This window comes from Caballeronia sp. PC1 (assembly GCF_021353155.1).
GTDB lineage: Bacteria > Pseudomonadota > Gammaproteobacteria > Burkholderiales > Burkholderiaceae > Caballeronia > Caballeronia cordobensis.
Genome location: NZ_JAJUBH010000004.1, coordinates 508503 through 526415 on the forward strand (window position 1 = coordinate 508503; position 17913 = coordinate 526415).

Below are 17913 nucleotides of genomic sequence, written 5' to 3' on the forward strand. Positions count from 1 at the left end.
ATCGTCTTTAGTCACGGGCAAAGAGGGGTCCGCGAGTTGCCTCAGTTGCGAATTGGTGCTTTCGCCAAAGCCTTGTCGCATAGGACGAGCGCGCCCATCGCCGCGACGGATCCTGTGTATACGAGTGCGATGAGCAGCGCGGTCAACCGCTTTTCGTTGCTTGCGAGCGCTTCGGCGCGAAGCCTCTGCGCCCTCGCGAGTTCGACACGCTGCGAATCGAGCGCGTCGTCGAAAGACTTACGGTCGCGAAACCCATAGTTTTGAAGCACAGTCGCCTGCACGTTGGCCGGAACATGCTGAAGCGCATCAGAGACGCCTTGCATGCGCTCGACGAGGCCTGTGCTTGCAACGACCGGTACGGCTGTTCGTTCGAGTTTGAATCCGTGCACAACAAGGCCGATCGCCGCAACCGAGGTCGCGCACGAAGCGATAAGGACGGCAACAGTAGCTATGTGACTTAGTTTCATGTGCTCACGGAATCGGTGACGCGGGTAGCGCAGTTCACGATTCTCGCGATCGGCGATCCATTAGCGAAGGAGAAAGCTGCGTCGTTTCGAGCGCCTTTTCGATTCGCCTTGCACACACGTAGTTGAGCCGGCATTTCTTGCCGACAATTCGGCCAGAAAGCTAGCGTTTTTGGGGGGTCTTTCGCCAAACGCGCTTCCTCATGATAAAGCCCCCGCACCGTGACCCCCGGGAGATGTGTCGGTGAATGTGCGCGGCGGTGACGTGTTATCCCCAGGGTTATCCAGAAAAACGGGGGATAACTGAAATCGGCTGGCTGAAGAAGCGCTATCAAAAGCTCGCCTTTCCCCGCAACAAGGCGACGTCGTGCAGGTATCGTTGGACCATCACCCGCGCGTCTAGCGCATCGACTCTCGGCGACGCAATCATCGCTGCACACAAACTTCTAGCCAAACCCGCAGGGGCATGTCCCCTTCGCGGGCGTGCGCCTGCTCATTCCATGGAGCAATCGCATGTACACACAGTTGATCGAGCAGTTCAAGACGGCCCAAACGGCAGCAGCAGTGGCATATCGCGCCGTCGTTCAGGCGGAGCGCGATGTCTTCGCAGACGGGCTGACCGAGTATTCGGCGATGGAAGTGCGCGGCGAATACAAGGTCGAACGCGAGCTCAACACATTCTGTCGTAGGGTGCTGTCCCGGCTTGTGATGGAGGCAAGCCGCAAGTTCGCGCCCGCCGGCGGCAGAATCGAGATCGACCAGAGTCGCGAACTCGACCGATGCGGCCTCGATGTTGAGGAAGATCTGAGAAAGGGGAACGTCCCTGACTTGGACGGCTTCTGGCAACACCTCGAGCGAACGTTCGGCGGCGAAGCTGGCGAGCGCGTTGCGTTCGAGCAGGCAGCCAAGGCCATCATCGACGGCTTCTGGCTCAAGCCCGATACCGAGATCAAGCGCACCAGCAGCGCGGTCATTCTAGAAAAGCGCGTTACCTCCCAGTCGTGCTTCCATTCGAAGGGGCAACGCGAGGTCTATTACTCCTCTCAGCAGGCGGTCGCCACAACCTTTGACGGCCTGGCGACCTTCGCGAAAAAGCATCAGTTCGGCGCGCTGGCGATGCAACTGCGCAACTTCAGCGTCCACCGACTGACGTTCTCCACCCGCGAGAAGCTGTCGTTCGCGGGGCTGGAGATCGTGCTGTTCAACGACAAGTGGCAGTTCAAGTTCGCTCGCGACGTGGGCGACGCGTTGTCCCTCTTCATTAGTGAGTTCGGCGCCAAGTACCTCGCCTCGCGCGACCGGTACTAAAAAGTCTACCGTTCCATCCTTTCGACCCGCTTCGGCGGGTCTTTCTATTTTCAGAGGCAATTCATGCAGAGAGATCTGTTTCCGTTCGAGCGGGACTGGTATGAGCCGTTGCGTGCGATCAGAAGTTTGGGATCGCAGGCGCCGTCGATCGCCCATCAGGGCGAGCTGGCCGCAGCCCGCCGTCAGCACTTCGGCCAGTTCTTCACGCCGGACGCCATTGCGGCGTTCATGTGGAGCTTCGTCAGCGGTTGCGAGGTCAATCGGCTTATCCGCATCCTGGATAACTCGGTCGGCTCCGGTCGGCTGCTTCAGTACGCAGACCCGGAACGCCATGCCGTGTACGGCGTCGACGTGCACGCCGATGTCATCCAGCAGTGCCAGAAGGTATTCGAGGAGGGGGGATTTAATTGCGAGTTCCGCCAAGCCGGCATGGAGGACATCCATCCGACGCGCTTCGATATCGCGATCATCAATCCGCCGTTCTCGATCCATCTGGAGTCGCCGCATCTGCAGACGCTCGAGTGCACGACGTGGGGCCGGTACGGCGCGCACACCAGCGCGTTGAGCCACGACTATGCCGTGCATCAGGCGCTTGAGGCGGCGAACATCGTCGTCGCGCTCCTGCCGATCACGACCGCCGAGTCGATGATCGCGGGCGTGCAGGGCGACCGCTTGAAGCGCCGCGCGGCAGGCCTGTTCGAGCTGCCGGCGGACGCGTTCAAGCTCGAAGGCGCGAACGTGCGCACAGCCGTGGTGGTGTTCGACCGCTATCGCGATCGCCCCTCGGACTTCGTGCGTGCGGTGGTTGACGATCTGGCCACGCCTGCCCCAGATCTCGGGCTGCACTTCGAGGATCGTTCCTTCGGGGAAGCTCGGTTGCGACTGCAGAAGCTCGATGACAGCGTGCCGTTCATCACGCGTGCGGTCACGGGCGACAAGTCGGTCAAGGTGTCGCACGATGGCCGGCGCATTCGCTTGTCGTTTGCGTGTGGCTTCAACGAAGCGATGGTGCTCAACGCGGTTCTCGTGAAGCGCATCTACTCGCGCGACGGCCACCGGCTGCCGCGTGGCTTCCGTTACTCGGGGCAAGGCTTGCTGGACATGGAAGCGTATCTGGTGCAAGACGATCCGGTCGCGGCCTTTGGTCAGTTGCTCGATCGAATCCGCAGCGTCGGTGGTGAGCCGCAACTCGCGCCCGGCTTCATGGAGCATTTCGGCAGACGCATGCGTCGCAGCGTACGACAGGCGATACCGCTGCGGCGCGTGGCGTGGACAACTGGCGCTGGATCGCGAGATCAGGTGTCGGGCATCGCGAAAGAGACCCACAAGGTCGATGCGACGCGCTGGGCCAGTCCGCTCATCAAGGCGGGCGACGAAGTCCACTTTGATCGCGAAGCCGACGGGCGGTACCGATACGCGCTGGATGGCGTTTGGTATCACCTGTCTGTCGACGAGCTCAATGCGCGGTTCGCGGTCGAGAATGTCAGCGAGGGATGGGAGGTGGTGCACGAAGGTCTGTGCGCGCGCTTTCCTGACCACGCAGCGGCGCTGCGGTCGCGCGTGAAGGCGCTCGGCGTCGATCAGTGGCTCGATTGGGAGTTTCAGGTCGATGATCTGGTCGAAACGCTGTTGAAGCCGACCGGCTGCATCGTCGCGTGGGAGCAGGGGTGCGGCAAGTCCCGCCTCGCGTTGGCGCTGATCCTCGTCTCGGGTGTGAAGCACGGCCTTATCGTTGTTGAGTCCCGGCTCATCGAGGAAATGTTGAAGGAGATTAGCCAGTTGCCTATCGCGGTCGATCAGGTGAAGGTAATCGAATCGGCGGCAGATCTCACCGACCTCCGGCAGATCAACCTCATCTCGTACGAGCGCCTGCGCATGCCGGTCGACAAAGCAGTTTCGGCGCGTGTGACATACGCCCATCGACTGCGTCGCCGCATCGGCCTGCTAGTGGCCGATGAAGGCGAGCGCCTCGCGAACCCCACGAGCGATCAGAGCCGCGCGCTTTGGCAGCTTTCGGCGCGGCGCCGGTTTGTCCTTACGGGCAGTCCGATACCGAATTATCCGCGAGATGCGTTCGGACTGGTTGCGTTCACCGGTGGTGATGGAACGGCAGCACAGCCGTACGGCTACCGCGTAGGCTATCTGGAGCAGAACTGGATTAATTCGGTGGAGTACGCGATGCGCGGCGTCGATCGATTCAGGGATGCCTTCGTGGTGCTGGAGTGGGTGACGTGGCAGTTCGCGGAAAGCCTGCAGGACGGGGCGAAACGCGAGGTGCCCAAGATTGGCAACCTGCATCTATACCGGGCGATGCTCGCGCCGCAGATCAAGCGGCGGCTGGTCGCCGAGCCAGAGGTGTCGCGCTATATCCAGATCGAGCCGCCGCAGTTTGAGGCGGAGGCGGTCGACTGGGATCGCGGGCATCTGGCCGCGTACCTGCGCGCTGCTGATGAATTTGCTGACTGGTATCGCTCATCACGCGATGACAAGAAGGCGTGCAACCTGGTGACGATCCTCGCTCGTATCCGCGCGGTTCACTTCGCCGCCAACTATCCTCAGTTCGGGATGGAGGGCGTGGAGTACATCGGCGGGCTGACGAGCAAGCAGCGCGCGATTGTCGCGCGCATGCGTGCGATCGCGGCGGAAGGCAAGCAGGCGATCGTGTTCGCCGAGAATCCGGGCGTGCTCGATCTTCTGGCGCGCGAGCTGGATGCGCATGGTGTGCAGACAGTTCCGTTTCATGGCGAGATCCCGATCAAGCGTCGCCTGGCCGATAAGGACAAGCGCTTCTTGGGCGGACTGGCAACCGGGCTGATGGCCACCAAGGCATCAGGCCGCGCGGGCTATAACCTGCCCAACGCCGACTACATCCTCTTCTACGACCGCTCGTGGACGTGGCGCATCGAGTATCAGGCGATGCGGCGCGCGCTGCGATGGAACCGGAAGGGCGTGTTGAAGGTGGTCTATTTTCACCTGCCGGGCAGCATCGACGAGTATCAGGACCAGATGATCGCGCACAAACGTGATGCGACGCAGGCGGGGCTGGACTGGGCGACGCCTGAACTGGACGACGAGACGTTCCTGCATATGGATTCACTGCTGGATCGCTTCGTCGCTGACCTCGCATTGCTGGCGACCGAGACCTCGGTCGACATGCGCAAACTTTTGAAGGAGGCAGCGTAAATGCCGAAAGACTCGAACGTGTATGTGGTGGTCGGGGAGGGCGTCGTCACGGTTAAACGTGAAGGCTCTAATCGCGCGGTGCTGGCGAATGTCCTCGGCAAGGTGCGAGTGGATGGCGTCGAGGTGCTGTGCCTCGACCGCCTCGTTCATGAAAGCCACGAGAAGCAGTTTGGCGAGTGGACATTGGCCGGGGCAGTCACGACATTGCTGTCTCGATCGCTGCCGCCCGTGACTGGCGCGGCGGCATAAGACACAGCGGCACCCCCGGGTGCCGCTCGTCACAACCTTTAATCACAACCCGGCTTTCGAGCCGGTCTTTTTTTCGTCCTTGCACACTGAACGGTGGCGACCGTTCCGCCACACATCGGTGTGTCGTCGCCATCGCGTGTGAAAGTGTTCGCTGCGCCGCATCACTCGGCCCTTGATGCCAATACGCTCGGTTCGCGGCGTGGCTTACCCCGTTTATGTGTCGGCCGCCTTGGGCGCCGGCGTTCTGCCGGCGCACTTTTTCACTCATGGCATGATGCGGACAGGCGCGAAATCGAGCGTCCGTTACGCCACGACAATGCAATGAGCAATTCGCCAACACCCAGCACCCGATCCATCGCCTTCACCATCCCGACGCATCTAGCCGAAGCACTCCGAGAGACCGTTGACGACTTCCTCACGAAAGCGGCGGGCGGGACGACCCCTGCGCAACGAGCGGCGGAAATACGCGCTCAGGATCGTGACGCGAGCCTGGATTCGCTCGCCCATCTCATTGAAGTGGCCGAGGGCAGCTCCAGGCAGGCGCGCGTCATTGCTCAGTTCCTCGCAGGCCTCTATAACGGCGACGACTTTCCGTTTAGCCTCAGTGACCTTCGACGGCTCGATGACGATTTGCTGGAGCACTGCCTGCAGGTGCTACGGATGGACAGTCGCCAAGCGACCGAAGTTCACCGCTACTTTCCCAATGGGGATGCCAGCTGGCAGGCGATGATTAAACGGTGGGGGCTTGCTGATGGGCCGGGGCACACGACGCTGATCGATGACGATGTCGTGCATTCGTGCCAGTACGACACCAAGCTCGACGCGCCGGGTTACAGGGACGTGACTTTGGTCGTCAAGGTGGCAGTTGGGGTCGACGAGATTCGGTCGATCAGCCTTGCGCTGTCTGCGGCCGATTCGGAGCGGCTAGCGGCGGATCTGGCTCGGTTCATCGCCTTGCGTGGACACGAGGCAAACCGCTGGATGCAGACGAGAGTGAGCCGCGACCCGCCTGGCTCTGAAAGACGCATGAATTCGCGAGCTTTTGGGTGGTGTGGCCGCAAAGTAAAGCGCTATTGTGCTCCATTACCCGCGTCATAGACGCATCGACCCCGCGCTGACCTCCGTCGGCCCACGTTGTCCAACCCTTTGGGAACCACTCCCAAAGGGGCAGGTTCCCTCTCAGGAGCCCTGCAATGCACCAACAACCTACTCTTGCCCTTAAGCACATTCAAGTCAGCGTCAATCCCCGCAAGTACTTCGATGCAGCGGAGATGGAAGAGCTGACCGCGTCTGTGCGCGAAAAGGGCGTCATCCAGCCCGTGATCGTGCGCACGCTTGCTGACGGCGGCTTCAGCCTCGTCGCTGGCGGCCGCAGATACAAGGCGGCGCTCGCGGCGCACGGCGAAGACTATGAAATCCCGGTCGTCGTTCGAGACATCGATGAGGTCGAAGCCAAGCAACTGGCCATCATCGAGAACATCCAGCGAGCCGACATGTCGCCCGCCGAAGAAGCCATTGCGGCAGCCGAGCAAGTCGGGCTGTGCAAGGGCGATCGCGACGAAGTCGCGCGGATCTTCGGCTGGTCGCGTGCGACGCTGGATAAGCGTCTCGCGCTGATGAACTGCAGCACCGCCGTGCTCGACGCATTGAGCACGCGACAGATCCTGCTCGGTCACGCCGAATTGCTTGCTGCGCTCCCCAAGGAGACGCAGGACAAGCTGCTGCCGGTGATCATCAAAGAAGGCAAGGCGGTCGCCGAGGTCAAGAAAACCATCGAACAGGTCGCCTGTTCGTTGGCGGCCGCGACCTTCGACAAAGCCGACTGCGCCGGATGCCCACACAACTCGTCCACGCAGGGCGAGATGTTCGGCGAGTCCATCGGTACGGGCAACTGCACCAACCGGACCTGTTACAACGAAAAGACCGAAAAGATGCTCGAAGCGACGGCCACCGGCCTGCGTGACGAATATCCGGTCGTGCGCATCGTGCGTGCTGGCGACAACCACACGCGCGTGCAACTCGCTGTCGACGGTCCGAAGGGAGTCGGCGAAGAGCAGGCGAAGGCGTGTCACGCGTGCTAGAACTACGGCGCGGCGGTGAGCGGTCTGCCTGACTCAATCGGCAAGGTCTATCGCGGCCAATGTTTTGACACCGTCTGCAACATGAAGAAGGTGGCGGCGCAACTGCAAGCGGTCAAAGGCGCGACGCAGCCGAAGCCCGAAGCAGCCAAGGCGGGCGCGAATGCGTCGCCCGCATCAGCGAAGCGCACCGCCGGTTCGTCCGCAGCGCCAACGACGAGCAATCCGCCGGCGACGGTGGTGTCTGAGTCGGACCGGATCAAAACGTATCGCGTGGCGCTGTGGCGTAAGGCACTGCGCCGTGAGGTGGGTGCGGATCCCGCGCTCGCTCAGCGATACCTCGTTGCGATCGCTTTGTCCGATCAGATGCGCTGCGTTGATCAAAAGACGCTTTCCGGCATCTGGGAAAAGCTCACCGAGGAGCAGGTCGCGTCCGGTGACGTGTCTAAAGCTGCAGCCTCGACGGCTGCCGCAGACGACGCGAAGCTCGCGCATGCCGTCACCGGTGTGACGGTTGCCGCGATCCAGGGCCTCGACGTCCAGCACCTCATGCGTCTGTGCAAGCACCATCACCTCGATCTCGCGAAGCACTGGAAGCTCTGCAAGGAGTTTCTGGAACTGATCACGAAGTCGGAAATGATGGTGGTCGCTGACGAGCTTGGCATTCGTGCCGCGCTCGGCGATAACTTCAAGAAGGTCTTCGGCAAGTCCAAGTCCGAAGTCATCGACGCGCTTCTGGCCGTCGAAGGCTTCGACTACGCGGGCAGGATTCCGAAGGTGCTCAAGTTCTAACGCGCGGCTCGCCCGTACATCGACCGTAGTTTCCATCCTTTATAGACCGCCCATCCTTTGGATGGCGGTCTTTTTTCTTTCTCAGGAGTTTTCCATGTTTGCAGCTATTGAACCGCTTCTGCGTCACTGCACGAAGCTAACGCTGTCCCTGCAGATGAAGGGCGACGAGATGGTCGTCTGTGTCATGCCGCAAGGCACGGCGAAAGACGCCGCCATGCTTCAGCCGCTTGCGCTCACCGCGATGGCGGCCGAACTCGACGCGGGCTTCGTCGACGCGCTCGCGGCCTATACCGGCGCGCACGCGTCGCTCGCCGAGCAGGTTGCTGCGACCACCGCCATCCTTGAAGCAGCCAAGACGACGCAAGTCTCCAAAGCGACCAAGACGCTGGCTAAGGGCGGCAGCAAGCCAGCATTGCCGGCGCCCGGCAGATCGAGCACCGACGCGGACAACGATGATGACGACGGAAGTGCCGACGCTGAAGGGCAGAGCACCGCCCCGACTGTGTCTTCGGCATCTTCCGCAGCAGAGGCATCGGCGGAACCGGCTAACACCGGGACCAACCTCGCATCGCTTTTCGACTAAGGAGCAGACATGGCTATCCAAGTTGCGAAGCTCACGCGCGAGTTCGTCTACAACGGCGTGACGTTCCCCGATCCGGGGCCGACCTTCTCGCCCGACGATGTCCGCGATCTCTATTCCGCGCAGTATCCGGAGCTGACGACCGCGGCGATCGACGGGCCGACGACGGAAGGCGATGTGATGCGCTTCACGTTCGTGCGCGCGGCCGGTGCCAAGGGTGCAGTCATGCCCTGCAGCGACCATGCGTAAGCGCGACCTCCTCAGAGCCTTGTCCGACCCGGACCTGACGCTTTCCCATCAGCAACCGCCCGGAAGGGCGGTTTTTTTTCATGACAAGGACATCGAGCAATGTTCTTCGATCCTCGCCCGTCTGGTGCAGAAGTCGCTGTCTCGGGAGAGTCTTGGCAATCGCGATGCACTCCCGCTGCCCGAAGTCGAGCTGCCCATGATTTTCTAAGCCTGCCGGCCATTGGCTCGGACGTCAAAACGCGCGCAGTGATGCGTTGGAACGCCGAAAAGGATGTCGCCAGTCTCATCGCTGCCCAGTTCAATTCTGGCGTGCTGAGGCCGCGCGATGTACCGGAGTTCAAAGGCGCGGGTGACGCGCTTGCCCACGGCTTTTTTGCGTGGGCCAAGCGTCATACGCCGCGTTTGGACTGCCTCGGTTTTGACTTCGTACTGTGCGACGTCCAGGCGGTGCAAGACGTCGTCCAGTATCAGGAGGACCGCAGCGACTTCAATCCGACCTCGCCTGTCTATCTCGGCATCGAGATAACGGAGGAAAACATCTTCGAGATTGGCAGGCGTGCGGCCGAACTTCGGAGTGTTCATCCGCGGTTGGTGTCGACGGCGATGGTTCTCATCAATCGTGCAGCCGGACGCACGATGTGGGTGAGAACGCCTGATGAGTTCCTGGGCGAATTCGCGTCGTGGTTCTGGGACGGCGACTCACAAGCAACCGATGAGGAAGCGCGCGAGATGCTGACGGACCGCTTCGGCGAGGACGAAGCGGAGATCGAGCATTACCTCCCATCCGTCGTGCGTTCGCAGCTTTGTCCTGACGACATGGACGTCTGCCGGTGGCACGCGAAGAGCCGCCGCTATTTGCCTCAACGGGCGCTTGGCGTCGCCGCGCTCAGGCGGCTTCAGCGCTTCACCTCCGGCCGCACGCGTCGCATCTGTGCGGAGCTGGAAAAGCTCTCGCTGATGCTGCAGCGGGTGGGCAATCGCGACCTCGTCGGTTGCGAGTATCGGCCTCAATGCGCTTATGCAGCCGCAACGCTCACCGTGCAGAACGACAGCCGCGTGGGTGAAGTGCTCGATTCGCACTATGAGCACCTCGCGAGCGCCGGAGACGGCACGACCTATTACGGCTTTACGCCGCTTGCCTCTACGCCTGAAGCCATGCGCAAGCAGTACGCGAACTGGTCGCAGGGCTTATCCATTCTTGGCCAACTGGACCGCGTCATCGCGTGTCTCGCGGCATAACTAGGAGCTTCATATGAAAGGGCTTGATATCGGCTCGGACCGCGTCGATGAACTCGCGGCAGTCAGTGCCATCTTGCTGTACGGCCGTCAGGACCGCAACGCCGTCTACGGCACGGTTCATCCGGTGACGCAGGGCAAAAGCAGCCGGGCGACGATCGGTGCAGGCAGGCCGATCGACCGCATGGCGCTCATCGATTGCTTGCGCGACCTGGCTCAGAACGCGGCGCCGAAGGCCGAATTTCTGCCTGAGACGGTGCTCGCGGTGTCGCAAGAGGCGGTGATGTGGTGGTGCAGACCGGCGATGCGAAGAGTCTTCTTCGATTGCCAGGAGATCGGGCGGCGCAGTGCGGTCGTCCCGCATCCAGGGTTGGTGTTCCGTGCAGCTTCGAACGGGTTTTCCGTGTTCGCGCTGCAGGAAGACAGCCGGCCAACGCCTGCATCGAAGCTGCACGAACCGCCTTACTTTAACACCTGGGACTGGGGGCGGATCTGCATCGGCTCGGCTCATGTGCCCAAGCGTATCGACGTCGAATCGATCGCCGGATGGGAGAGCGGATTTTTTGAATCTGCCTTCACCCACCCCGATCACGGCAACACACGTGTTTCGCATCCGAACGGGGAGTTCGCGTTTTGGAAGGAAATGCTCGACGGCAACTACGGCGAGCAGTTCCCGAAAGAGGCGCTCGTGCCCATGGACATTACTCTCGCTGAGCTGATCGCCAGCAAAAAAGGAGATTTGAAATGAATGCTGGTGGTTTGAATGCGGGTGATGCCGCGCTTCAGCGCTCGTTTCCGACTGTCATGGTGCCCCGGCGCGAGCCGGCGCCGCCCATGCAGTCGGCGGGCGAGCGATTGCTGATCGGCGAGAACGGTGTTTTCATCGAAATCGATCTGCTGTGGCTGTCTGTCGTTCGCCGTGTTGCGCACTATACGGTTCCGACTGCGATTCCCTATGGGCGAGTGGTCGAATCGACGGTGCTGCGCTGTGGCACGGTGCCGCCGGAACTGATCGGCGACTTCGTCGCTATGGCACGAGCCGCGCATCCACTGGAAACGGGTGCGTGGATCGTCTGGAACGTCGAAACCAAGCAGTTTCGTCTCGCACCCGTAAGGGTGCTTTCGCAGGGCACCGGAACGCTGAAGTACGAGCGGCCGGAGCTTTTCGCGGGCGAACTGCGCGTGATCGACTGCCATTCGCATGGTGCTCATCCCGCCTTCTTCTCGTCGACAGATGACGAAGATGACCGGCATGAGACGAAGTTCGCGTTCGTCGTTGGGAACTGCGCATCATCGGTTCCCAGCATGGCAATGCGGCTGTGTGCGAAGGGCATCTTCGAAGACGTCGAGCGCGTGCCGAGCAGCTGGTATGCAGCGGCCAAGCTAAAGGAGGCGGCATGACAAGCGCTATCCGTCATCTGCTTCCTTCGCGGATGCTCGAGCGAAGCTGGAATGTGGTCGTAGTGGGCGCTGGCGGCACCGGCAGTGCGGTGCTTCCGAGCCTCGCGCGGCTGCACCACGCCATGCTGGAGCTCGGGCACCCCGGCGGCATCGACTGCACGGTGTTCGACGACGACACGGTCAGTCCGACCAACGTCGGCCGTCAGGGCTTTTATCCCAACGACGTGGGTGAGTACAAAGCCTCGCTCATCGTCAATCGGCTCAATGCGTTGATGGGCACGAACTGGCGGGCGGAAGCTCGCCGGTTCGGTCCAGGTGAGCCGCTTTACAACGTCGATCTGGTGATCGGCTGCGTCGATACACGGGCCGCTCGGTGCGCGATCGTCAGCGCGGCGCAGCACACCGGGGCGTATTACCTCGACTGCGGCAACGACACCGATCGCGGCCAAGTCGTCATTGGTCAGGTCTGTGGCAAGAGCTACGCGCAGAAACATCCGGAGCGGTTACCGCATGTCGGTGAGTTGTTTCCGGGTTTGCTCGACGCCAAGCTCGATGCGAAAGATGAAACGCCGTCGTGTTCCATGGCCGAGGCGCTGCGCAAGCAGTCCCTGGTCATCAACCAGGCGATCGCAGTCCAAGCGTTCAACATGCTCTGGACCATGTTTCGTACCGGCGCAGTGCCGTTCTCTGGCGTGTTCGTGAACCTCGCAACGGGGCGCACGAATCCGATTCCGCTGGACCCGGTCGCGTGGGCGCGCTTCGGATATGAAGTGCCGAAGCAGCCAGTCAAGAAGGCGAAGAAAAGCCGAAAGGCCGCGCTCGCCGCTTAGATGTTTCTCCCGAAGCCGCCCCGTTGAGGAGCGGCGTCTTTCATGGTGTCGCCCACGCGCTATACGCATGGGTGATGCTTTCTTTCTCAACTTCATCAACGGAAAACAAGATGAAAAGAATCAGTAACTGGTTTTGTGGCGGCCCCTCGGCACGGTATGGCAGCGATGTCGCAGGCATCGTTCGCTGCATGTTGTCCGGACTGGCGGCTATCGCTGCGGCAATGGTCCATCGCTGGCTCGGATATGAGTTCCCGCATCAGGGTCTAAGGGCGCTCGAGGCGGGAGTGTGGAGCGCGTCGCCATCGACGCTGGAGCACGCGCTTGCTGCGTTTGGCGTGCTTTCTTTGCTGGTGTTACCGGTTTCCTGGACGCGGTCGACAGCCCGCTGTCGGATGTTCGCCTGTTTCATTGGCGGGGCTGCTTACTTTGCGTTGACCACGATGGGCTGGGATTACCAGCAGTATCGAGCCACGCATGAGGCGGCACAGCTTGCCCAGATGGCAGGCGACGTTGCTGGGCTGCTCTGTGCCGTGTACTGGCTGACCCGTGCACAGGCGGTTCGCCTTCGCCACCGCTTCGCCTGACGCGGGCATTTCGAGCGGCTCCATGGCGGGGCCGCTTTCTCTACCCTTGCGGGACAGCCCGCAAGGGCTGCTCCGCGTACCAATGGAGCAAAACATGGGTTCTTCAATTCTGACGGGCAAGCGCGCAGGCGCACTGCAGAAGGCGGACGGCGAGTGGATCTACGCGTTGTTCGAACGCGGCTACGAGTCGAACGTCCATCCTCACACCGACAGCTGGTCGGCCGTGGCGTTGGGCAACTATGCGCAGGTCATGCGCCGCCTCTTCTCGCACGCGAGCAGTTGCGAAGGCGGGATGCTGAGAAGCCGCAACGGGTCGATTAAGCCTGAGAACTTCATCGACAGTTGGAAACGCGAGTTTGCTAGGCCGTCGTTGCTTTACGACCGGGCGATCGATCTGTCGGTCGGCTCGTCGTGCTACTCGGCGGTACCGGAGTCGCAACTGGAGGATGTTCGGCTGTCGTTGATCCGCGCGGGTTTCGAGTCTCGTTTCGATGAACTGGTCGCCGGCACGTTAAGCGTTTCGCTACACGCGGACATCGACCTGCTGCTCGTGATCTACGGGAACAGCGGGCCGCTTAGCGCTTGGCGCGTCTTGAAGGAGTATGACTGCGGAACGGTCCAAATCGACGTCACGGTGCCATCCGCATCAAAGGTGGCGATGGAACGTATGCCGCAGGTCCGGTGTCATTCGATTGACCGCGAGAATCGTCTCATTGCCATTGGCTCCGCACCGTGGCGGCACGCCGGCTGGCAATACAACGCCATCGGCTCGTTCATCACGGACGTCGCCTATCCGATCGAGATGGAAGCGCCTGGATTCGCGAAGAAGGCAATTCCAGCGTTTCGTGACACAATGCGGGCAGGCGCGGCAGTGCCCGCAGCAACTCGAATCACCGTGACGCGCTCTCCTGAGGGCGAGGACGCATGGCGGGTTCGAAAAGCAGATGAGATCGCCCGGACGCTCCGGATCGTCGGCGATGGGGAGGGTGCCCCAGACATGTTCAGCTTCGCGTTTGGTGACTTGCTTCAACGAGAAGACACGGACCAGTTGCTGTACGGGCTGGGCGGTCTAAGCGACGCACAAGCACAGTGGGAAGTTCCGGTCACGCGCGAAGGCGCGGCGCCAAATCCAGTCTTCTTCGACGCGAGCTCGCAACTTTCGCTTTGTCTCGCATAATCTTTCGACCAGCGCCACGCTCCCGTTCCGGGACGTGGCTTTTTTTATGGGCGGAGCGAAACTGGCGCGACGCGACGAAGGATGGCTAACAGCATGCTCGGCCCATCGCTCTTGCTGCAATAGGCATCCATGCCAGCGGCAAGGCCCTCGTTGACGACGTCCTCTTCCGGGAGCGAGGTGTGGGCGATGATCGGGACCAGTCGCATATGAGCGACTTGCCTCATGGCGCGGGCGACCTCGAAGCCATGCAGCAACGGCATCTGGATGTCCGCGATGACGACGTGTGGGATCCAGACCCCGATGAGCGTGAGACAGGCAGTACAGTCGGCGGTCCGTGCCTCGAAGCCCTCGGTTTCCAGCAACGCCTGCAGGGCGAGCGCGAGGGCGTAATCGTCGTCTACGATCAGAACGCAAACGGGCGGAGACACCGGCGAAAATGCGCGGGTGGTCCAAAGCGGTGGTATCGACGGAGCGACGGGCACGGGCGCGAACCTCAGACTGTTTCCTGAATGTCTCGCAATGCCCGTTCCCAACGGCTTCTCAGTCAGTCACCTTCGCGCAACTGTCCCAAAGCGAGTTCCGCGTCGCGGCGTGCTTCCTCGTACGTGAGAAAAGCGTGCGTCGACTGGCGAAGGAGTGTCATGCGGTGCTGGAACAGGTCCGCCGAGGAAATGGACCAGACCCAGCCGCCGTTTTCATGACGGACGGAAATAACTTCCGAAGATTCGTCCATATCCATGGGCAGCGTCCTTTCGCTGTCAAATGCGTTGTCGCGAAGTGTACTTGAAGCGCCTTCGCGATCTGGACAGGGCATGCGGCGCCGCTTGTCCTAGAACATGAACGAAGTCTGATGCGGCTGAACGGGTAGGTCAGATGTTGCACTGGAATTTCTTGCCAGCAGTTCATCGTACCGCGCGAGCACCGACTGCGCGTTCGTGCACAGTACGTCGATACCGACCAGCGCTGCCACGCGGGAGCGCACGCTCGAGGGCATCTCGGCTTCGACGAGCGTCGGACGCACGGTCGGCCATTCCGACGAGAACAGCAGATGGGCGAGGATTTCCGCGTCAATCGCTTGGCGCTGAATGGCCGCAGCCTTCGCGCTGGCGACAGCGGTTGCCAGTTCCGGCGATAGCAGGTGAGGGGCGACGTCGGCTAAGGGTGCTGAGAGACCAAACAATACAAAAAGATAAAAACTGAGGCCACCCATGGGACGTCCCTGGGTGGCCTTTCTTTCGCCCTGACATACCACAGCTATCCTGTCGGGCAGCGCCGCCTTCGCGTCGGCTCCTTCGCAAATCCCTCCTCGCTGCGTTGCTGACCGACCGCAGGCGGGCTTCGGCGTGCCGTCACTGTGACCGTCCAAGAGCAGTTCGTCTCCGTCTTGAAAGGCATAGCGAATCGTTGAGCTTTCCGGCGCTCATTGCGCGGCCGACTCCGTAGACTGGCTTCATTCCCCGCGCTTTTGCGCATCGACCTACCCCTCCAGCGTGCTGGAGGACCATCTTCTCTCCAGCCGTCTATGACGGCAATCTTCTGGCGACCCTCGTTGGTCGCCTTTTTTCGTCCCGTTGGGAGCCTATCCCTCCGGGAGACAGCTCCCGTTATTTTTTTGGAGTTGTCTATGTCTCGCAATCTCGCACCTGTCGTCAAAGTTTCCAGCAAGAACGGTTTCATGGCGAATCAGCGTGTGGTCGGTCAAGACGTCGAGGCCAGCCCGCCGCAGCTTTACACCGGACGCATTCATTCGGTGTGGAGCGACGGCACGGCAATGGTGGATTGGGACTATTCGCTCAACCATCAAGCCGAACGGCATCTGGTGCTAAGCGGTCGTGTCAGACTGCATCACCTCAGCCATACCGCCTCGTAGGTCTTCGTAAACGACGCGTCCAGTGCACTGCACTGGACGCCGTTTTCTTCTCGTTCCGATTTCTTCCCATCAGGGCAACCACCCTGACGGGTTCGGTTGCCCGATCTCGTTGAGGCAACCATGTTCAAGCTCATCTCCAGTTTCATCCTCGTATGCATGCTCTCCGCGTGCGCCACGGCTGACTTCGGTTCGCCGAATACCTATCAGCGCAACGACGTTCAACGCATCGGCCAGTACGAGCAGGCAACCATCCTGCGCGTGCGTGCGATCACTATCGAGAGCAATTCTGGCTCGTCAGGCATTGCATCGATCGTAAGTGCGGCAGCGGGCGCTTTTCTGGGCTCGCAAGTCATCGGCAACGGTAGCGGCCGCTATATTGCCGGCGCGCTTTCCGGCTCGGTTTCAGGGTTGGTGGCTCAGCGCGTAAGCGCCGCTATGTCTCGCCACAGCGGTGTCGAAGTCTTCCTTCGTCGCGCCAACGGTCAGACCGTGGTCGTTACACAGGTCGACGATCAGCAGTTCGCTGCAGGTCAGCAGGTGTTTCTTGTCTCGAATGGGTCCGGCTACCGGATCACCCACTAACTGGCGGCAACGCCTCGACCGACTGGATGAACCAGCAATGAACCACTATAAGTTGATCACCCACGGCCAGACCAGCGGCTGGGACGCTTCGACCAACGATGTCAACGGCAAGAACTTCTACGGGATGCGTCCAGTGGAAGTCGCTGCGCAAGCTGGCGACGTTGACGAGTTCACGGCGATCGTGTCTCACCCGGAATTCAGCCCATCGGGCGCGCGGCCGCATATGTTCGCCGAGGTTGGGCGGATCAGCGACGGTTACGGCGACGCGAGCTTCAAACGCTTGAAGCCTGCGCTCGACGCTTACAAGGCGCGATTCGTCTAATCGGGCATCGCAGTACGCATCTTCTAAATGCGCGGTGAAACCGCGCCGACCCTTGCGGGGCAGGCTCCCCGCAAGGGACCTGCCTCGTCTGCAATGAGGCAATCATGAAATTTCCCCGAGTGTTCTATGCGGACCGCAGTAGTGCCAATGCCGGCGCGAAAGCGGCTCTGCAACGTCATGCGGCGCGCGTTTTGCGACGCGTCGCCCAGGACTTGCGTCTTCCGGCGCATGCGCACGAGATCGTCGCCGATACGCGCCGTGGCAGTTCTGCGGTACGGGTGTCGCTGCGGACCGAGACGTTGTTTGTCGACGTGCTCGAGCGCCAGGGCGGTTCAGGTGTCGCCCTGTGCTTCAGAACCCGGCGCGGCCGCTCCGACCTGACGGGCGGTGGCGAGAACCACGTCGCCCTGACGCAACTCGAGACGCCCGCGGGCTATCGAGCGATGTTGGACGGCCTGCGTTTGGCTGGCGGCATCGATCTGAAGTGCGGAGGTCGTCGATGAAGCTGGCGAAGGTGAAAATCGAGTACAGCTCCGGCACCACTATCGTGGACCGGGTTACGCTCGATCCAACAACAGGTCAGCTTCATCTCGCGCCGCGCGTACTTGGGCTACTCGGCAAGATGGAGGAGTCTGAGTGTTCTCCGGTCGTTCACCTTGGAATATAAGGGCCATGTCTTGCCGTTGACTGCCCATCCGGACGGAACTTACGTCGTGCCGGTTCCGCGTGATGTGGGCCCCGGACTGGGCGATAGACTTTACGCAATTGCCAATCCGTCGAAGGATCAACGGCAGCAGAATGGCCGTTACCTGCACACGTTGTCGGCGGCATCCATCGGCGGCGCAGTTGGCTATGCACATTCGTCCGCTGTTTGGGATGGGCCAACCGTTGTCGGGACCGCCGCTCTTGTCGGGCTTGGAGTAGTATTGTGGTATGCCGGCTTCTTACATATGAAAGGAGAATGACGTGGGCGCGACCATCTTCACGGTAGTACTTGGCCTCTCCATC

The 17913-nt window shown here is 61.3% G+C and carries 21 protein-coding genes and 1 pseudogene; 18 read left to right on the top strand and 4 right to left on the bottom strand.

Annotated elements, in window-relative coordinates; all coding sequences use genetic code 11:
- Positions 1-41 precede the first annotated feature (41 nt).
- On the bottom strand, positions 42-467 hold the full coding sequence (locus LY284_RS35695) for a hypothetical protein (protein WP_233391901.1): 426 nt from the start codon (positions 465-467) through the stop codon (positions 42-44).
- A 510-nt stretch (positions 468-977) separates the two neighbouring features.
- On the opposite strand from LY284_RS35695, the gene LY284_RS35700 reads away from it, so the two are divergent.
- From LY284_RS35700 to LY284_RS35760, 13 genes and pseudogenes are all read left to right on the top strand, one after another.
- On the top strand, positions 978-1772 hold the full coding sequence (locus LY284_RS35700) for a hypothetical protein (RefSeq protein WP_233391903.1): 795 nt from the start codon (positions 978-980) through the stop codon (positions 1770-1772).
- Positions 1773-1835: 63 nt separating this feature from the next.
- Positions 1836-4955, top strand: a complete 3120-nt coding sequence (locus tag LY284_RS35705; RefSeq protein ID WP_233391906.1) for an SNF2-related protein — start codon at positions 1836-1838, stop codon at positions 4953-4955.
- The gene (locus LY284_RS35710) at positions 4956-5204 is read left to right on the top strand and encodes a hypothetical protein (protein ID WP_233391908.1); all 249 of its coding nucleotides are present in this window, start codon (positions 4956-4958) and stop codon (positions 5202-5204) included.
- Positions 5205-5525: 321 nt separating this feature from the next.
- Positions 5526-6302 (top strand): hypothetical protein, encoded by a 777-nt coding sequence (locus tag LY284_RS35715; protein WP_233391909.1) that lies wholly within the window; start codon positions 5526-5528, stop codon positions 6300-6302.
- 95 nt (positions 6303-6397) lie between these two features.
- Positions 6398-8074: pseudogene (locus tag LY284_RS35720) on the top strand (PRTRC system ParB family protein).
- A gap of 61 nt (positions 8075-8135) precedes the next feature.
- Complete coding sequence (locus LY284_RS35725; protein WP_309243243.1) at positions 8136-8657, top strand: PRTRC system protein E; 522 nt, start codon at positions 8136-8138, stop codon at positions 8655-8657.
- A gap of 9 nt (positions 8658-8666) precedes the next feature.
- Complete coding sequence (locus LY284_RS35730) at positions 8667-8903, top strand: PRTRC system protein C (protein ID WP_233391912.1); 237 nt, start codon at positions 8667-8669, stop codon at positions 8901-8903.
- A 99-nt stretch (positions 8904-9002) separates the two neighbouring features.
- Positions 9003-10142, top strand: coding sequence for a PRTRC system protein F (locus tag LY284_RS35735; protein WP_233391914.1), 1140 nt, complete (start codon positions 9003-9005; stop codon positions 10140-10142).
- Between the two features lie 13 nt (positions 10143-10155).
- Complete coding sequence (locus LY284_RS35740) at positions 10156-10887, top strand: PRTRC system protein B (RefSeq protein ID WP_233391916.1); 732 nt, start codon at positions 10156-10158, stop codon at positions 10885-10887.
- Positions 10884-11540, top strand: coding sequence for a PRTRC system protein A (locus tag LY284_RS35745; RefSeq protein WP_233391918.1), 657 nt, complete (start codon positions 10884-10886; stop codon positions 11538-11540). Before LY284_RS35740 ends, LY284_RS35745 begins: the two co-directional genes overlap by 4 nt.
- A complete protein-coding gene (locus LY284_RS35750) occupies positions 11537-12370 on the top strand; it encodes a PRTRC system ThiF family protein (RefSeq protein WP_233391920.1) in 834 nt (277 codons plus the stop codon). The genes LY284_RS35745 and LY284_RS35750 overlap by 4 nt, the downstream gene beginning before the upstream one ends.
- A 110-nt stretch (positions 12371-12480) precedes the next feature.
- Complete coding sequence (locus LY284_RS35755) at positions 12481-12954, top strand: hypothetical protein (protein WP_233391922.1); 474 nt, start codon at positions 12481-12483, stop codon at positions 12952-12954.
- A 94-nt stretch (positions 12955-13048) separates the two neighbouring features.
- Positions 13049-14131 (top strand): hypothetical protein, encoded by a 1083-nt coding sequence (locus LY284_RS35760; RefSeq protein WP_233391924.1) that lies wholly within the window; start codon positions 13049-13051, stop codon positions 14129-14131.
- Between the two features lie 44 nt (positions 14132-14175).
- Here LY284_RS35760 and LY284_RS35765 read toward each other — a convergent pair whose 3' ends face one another.
- The 3 genes from LY284_RS35765 to LY284_RS35775 all read right to left on the bottom strand — a co-directional run bounded on the left by LY284_RS35765 (position 14176) and on the right by LY284_RS35775 (position 15341).
- The gene (locus LY284_RS35765; protein ID WP_233391926.1) at positions 14176-14613 is read right to left on the bottom strand and encodes a response regulator; all 438 of its coding nucleotides are present in this window, start codon (positions 14611-14613) and stop codon (positions 14176-14178) included.
- 62 nt (positions 14614-14675) lie between these two features.
- Positions 14676-14870, bottom strand: a complete 195-nt coding sequence (locus LY284_RS35770; protein ID WP_233391929.1) for a hypothetical protein — start codon at positions 14868-14870, stop codon at positions 14676-14678.
- Between the two features lie 90 nt (positions 14871-14960).
- Entirely contained in the window at positions 14961-15341 is a 381-nt protein-coding gene (locus tag LY284_RS35775) for a hypothetical protein (protein WP_233391931.1), read from the bottom strand.
- Positions 15342-15755: 414 nt separating this feature from the next.
- On the opposite strand from LY284_RS35775, the gene LY284_RS35780 reads away from it, so the two are divergent.
- From LY284_RS35780 to LY284_RS35800, 5 genes are all read left to right on the top strand, one after another.
- Positions 15756-16001 carry a hypothetical protein gene (locus tag LY284_RS35780; protein WP_233391933.1) on the top strand — a complete coding sequence of 82 codons (246 nt, stop codon included), beginning with the start codon at positions 15756-15758 and terminating at the stop codon, positions 15999-16001.
- A gap of 120 nt (positions 16002-16121) precedes the next feature.
- Positions 16122-16583 (top strand): glycine zipper 2TM domain-containing protein, encoded by a 462-nt coding sequence (locus LY284_RS35785; protein WP_233391935.1) that lies wholly within the window; start codon positions 16122-16124, stop codon positions 16581-16583.
- A 37-nt stretch (positions 16584-16620) separates the two neighbouring features.
- Positions 16621-16905 carry a hypothetical protein gene (locus tag LY284_RS35790; protein ID WP_233391938.1) on the top strand — a complete coding sequence of 95 codons (285 nt, stop codon included), beginning with the start codon at positions 16621-16623 and terminating at the stop codon, positions 16903-16905.
- Positions 16906-17009: 104 nt separating this feature from the next.
- Positions 17010-17408 (top strand): hypothetical protein, encoded by a 399-nt coding sequence (locus tag LY284_RS35795; RefSeq protein ID WP_233391940.1) that lies wholly within the window; start codon positions 17010-17012, stop codon positions 17406-17408.
- Positions 17405-17572, top strand: coding sequence for a hypothetical protein (locus tag LY284_RS35800; RefSeq protein ID WP_233391942.1), 168 nt, complete (start codon positions 17405-17407; stop codon positions 17570-17572). The genes LY284_RS35795 and LY284_RS35800 overlap by 4 nt, the downstream gene beginning before the upstream one ends.
- Positions 17573-17913 lie beyond the last annotated feature (341 nt).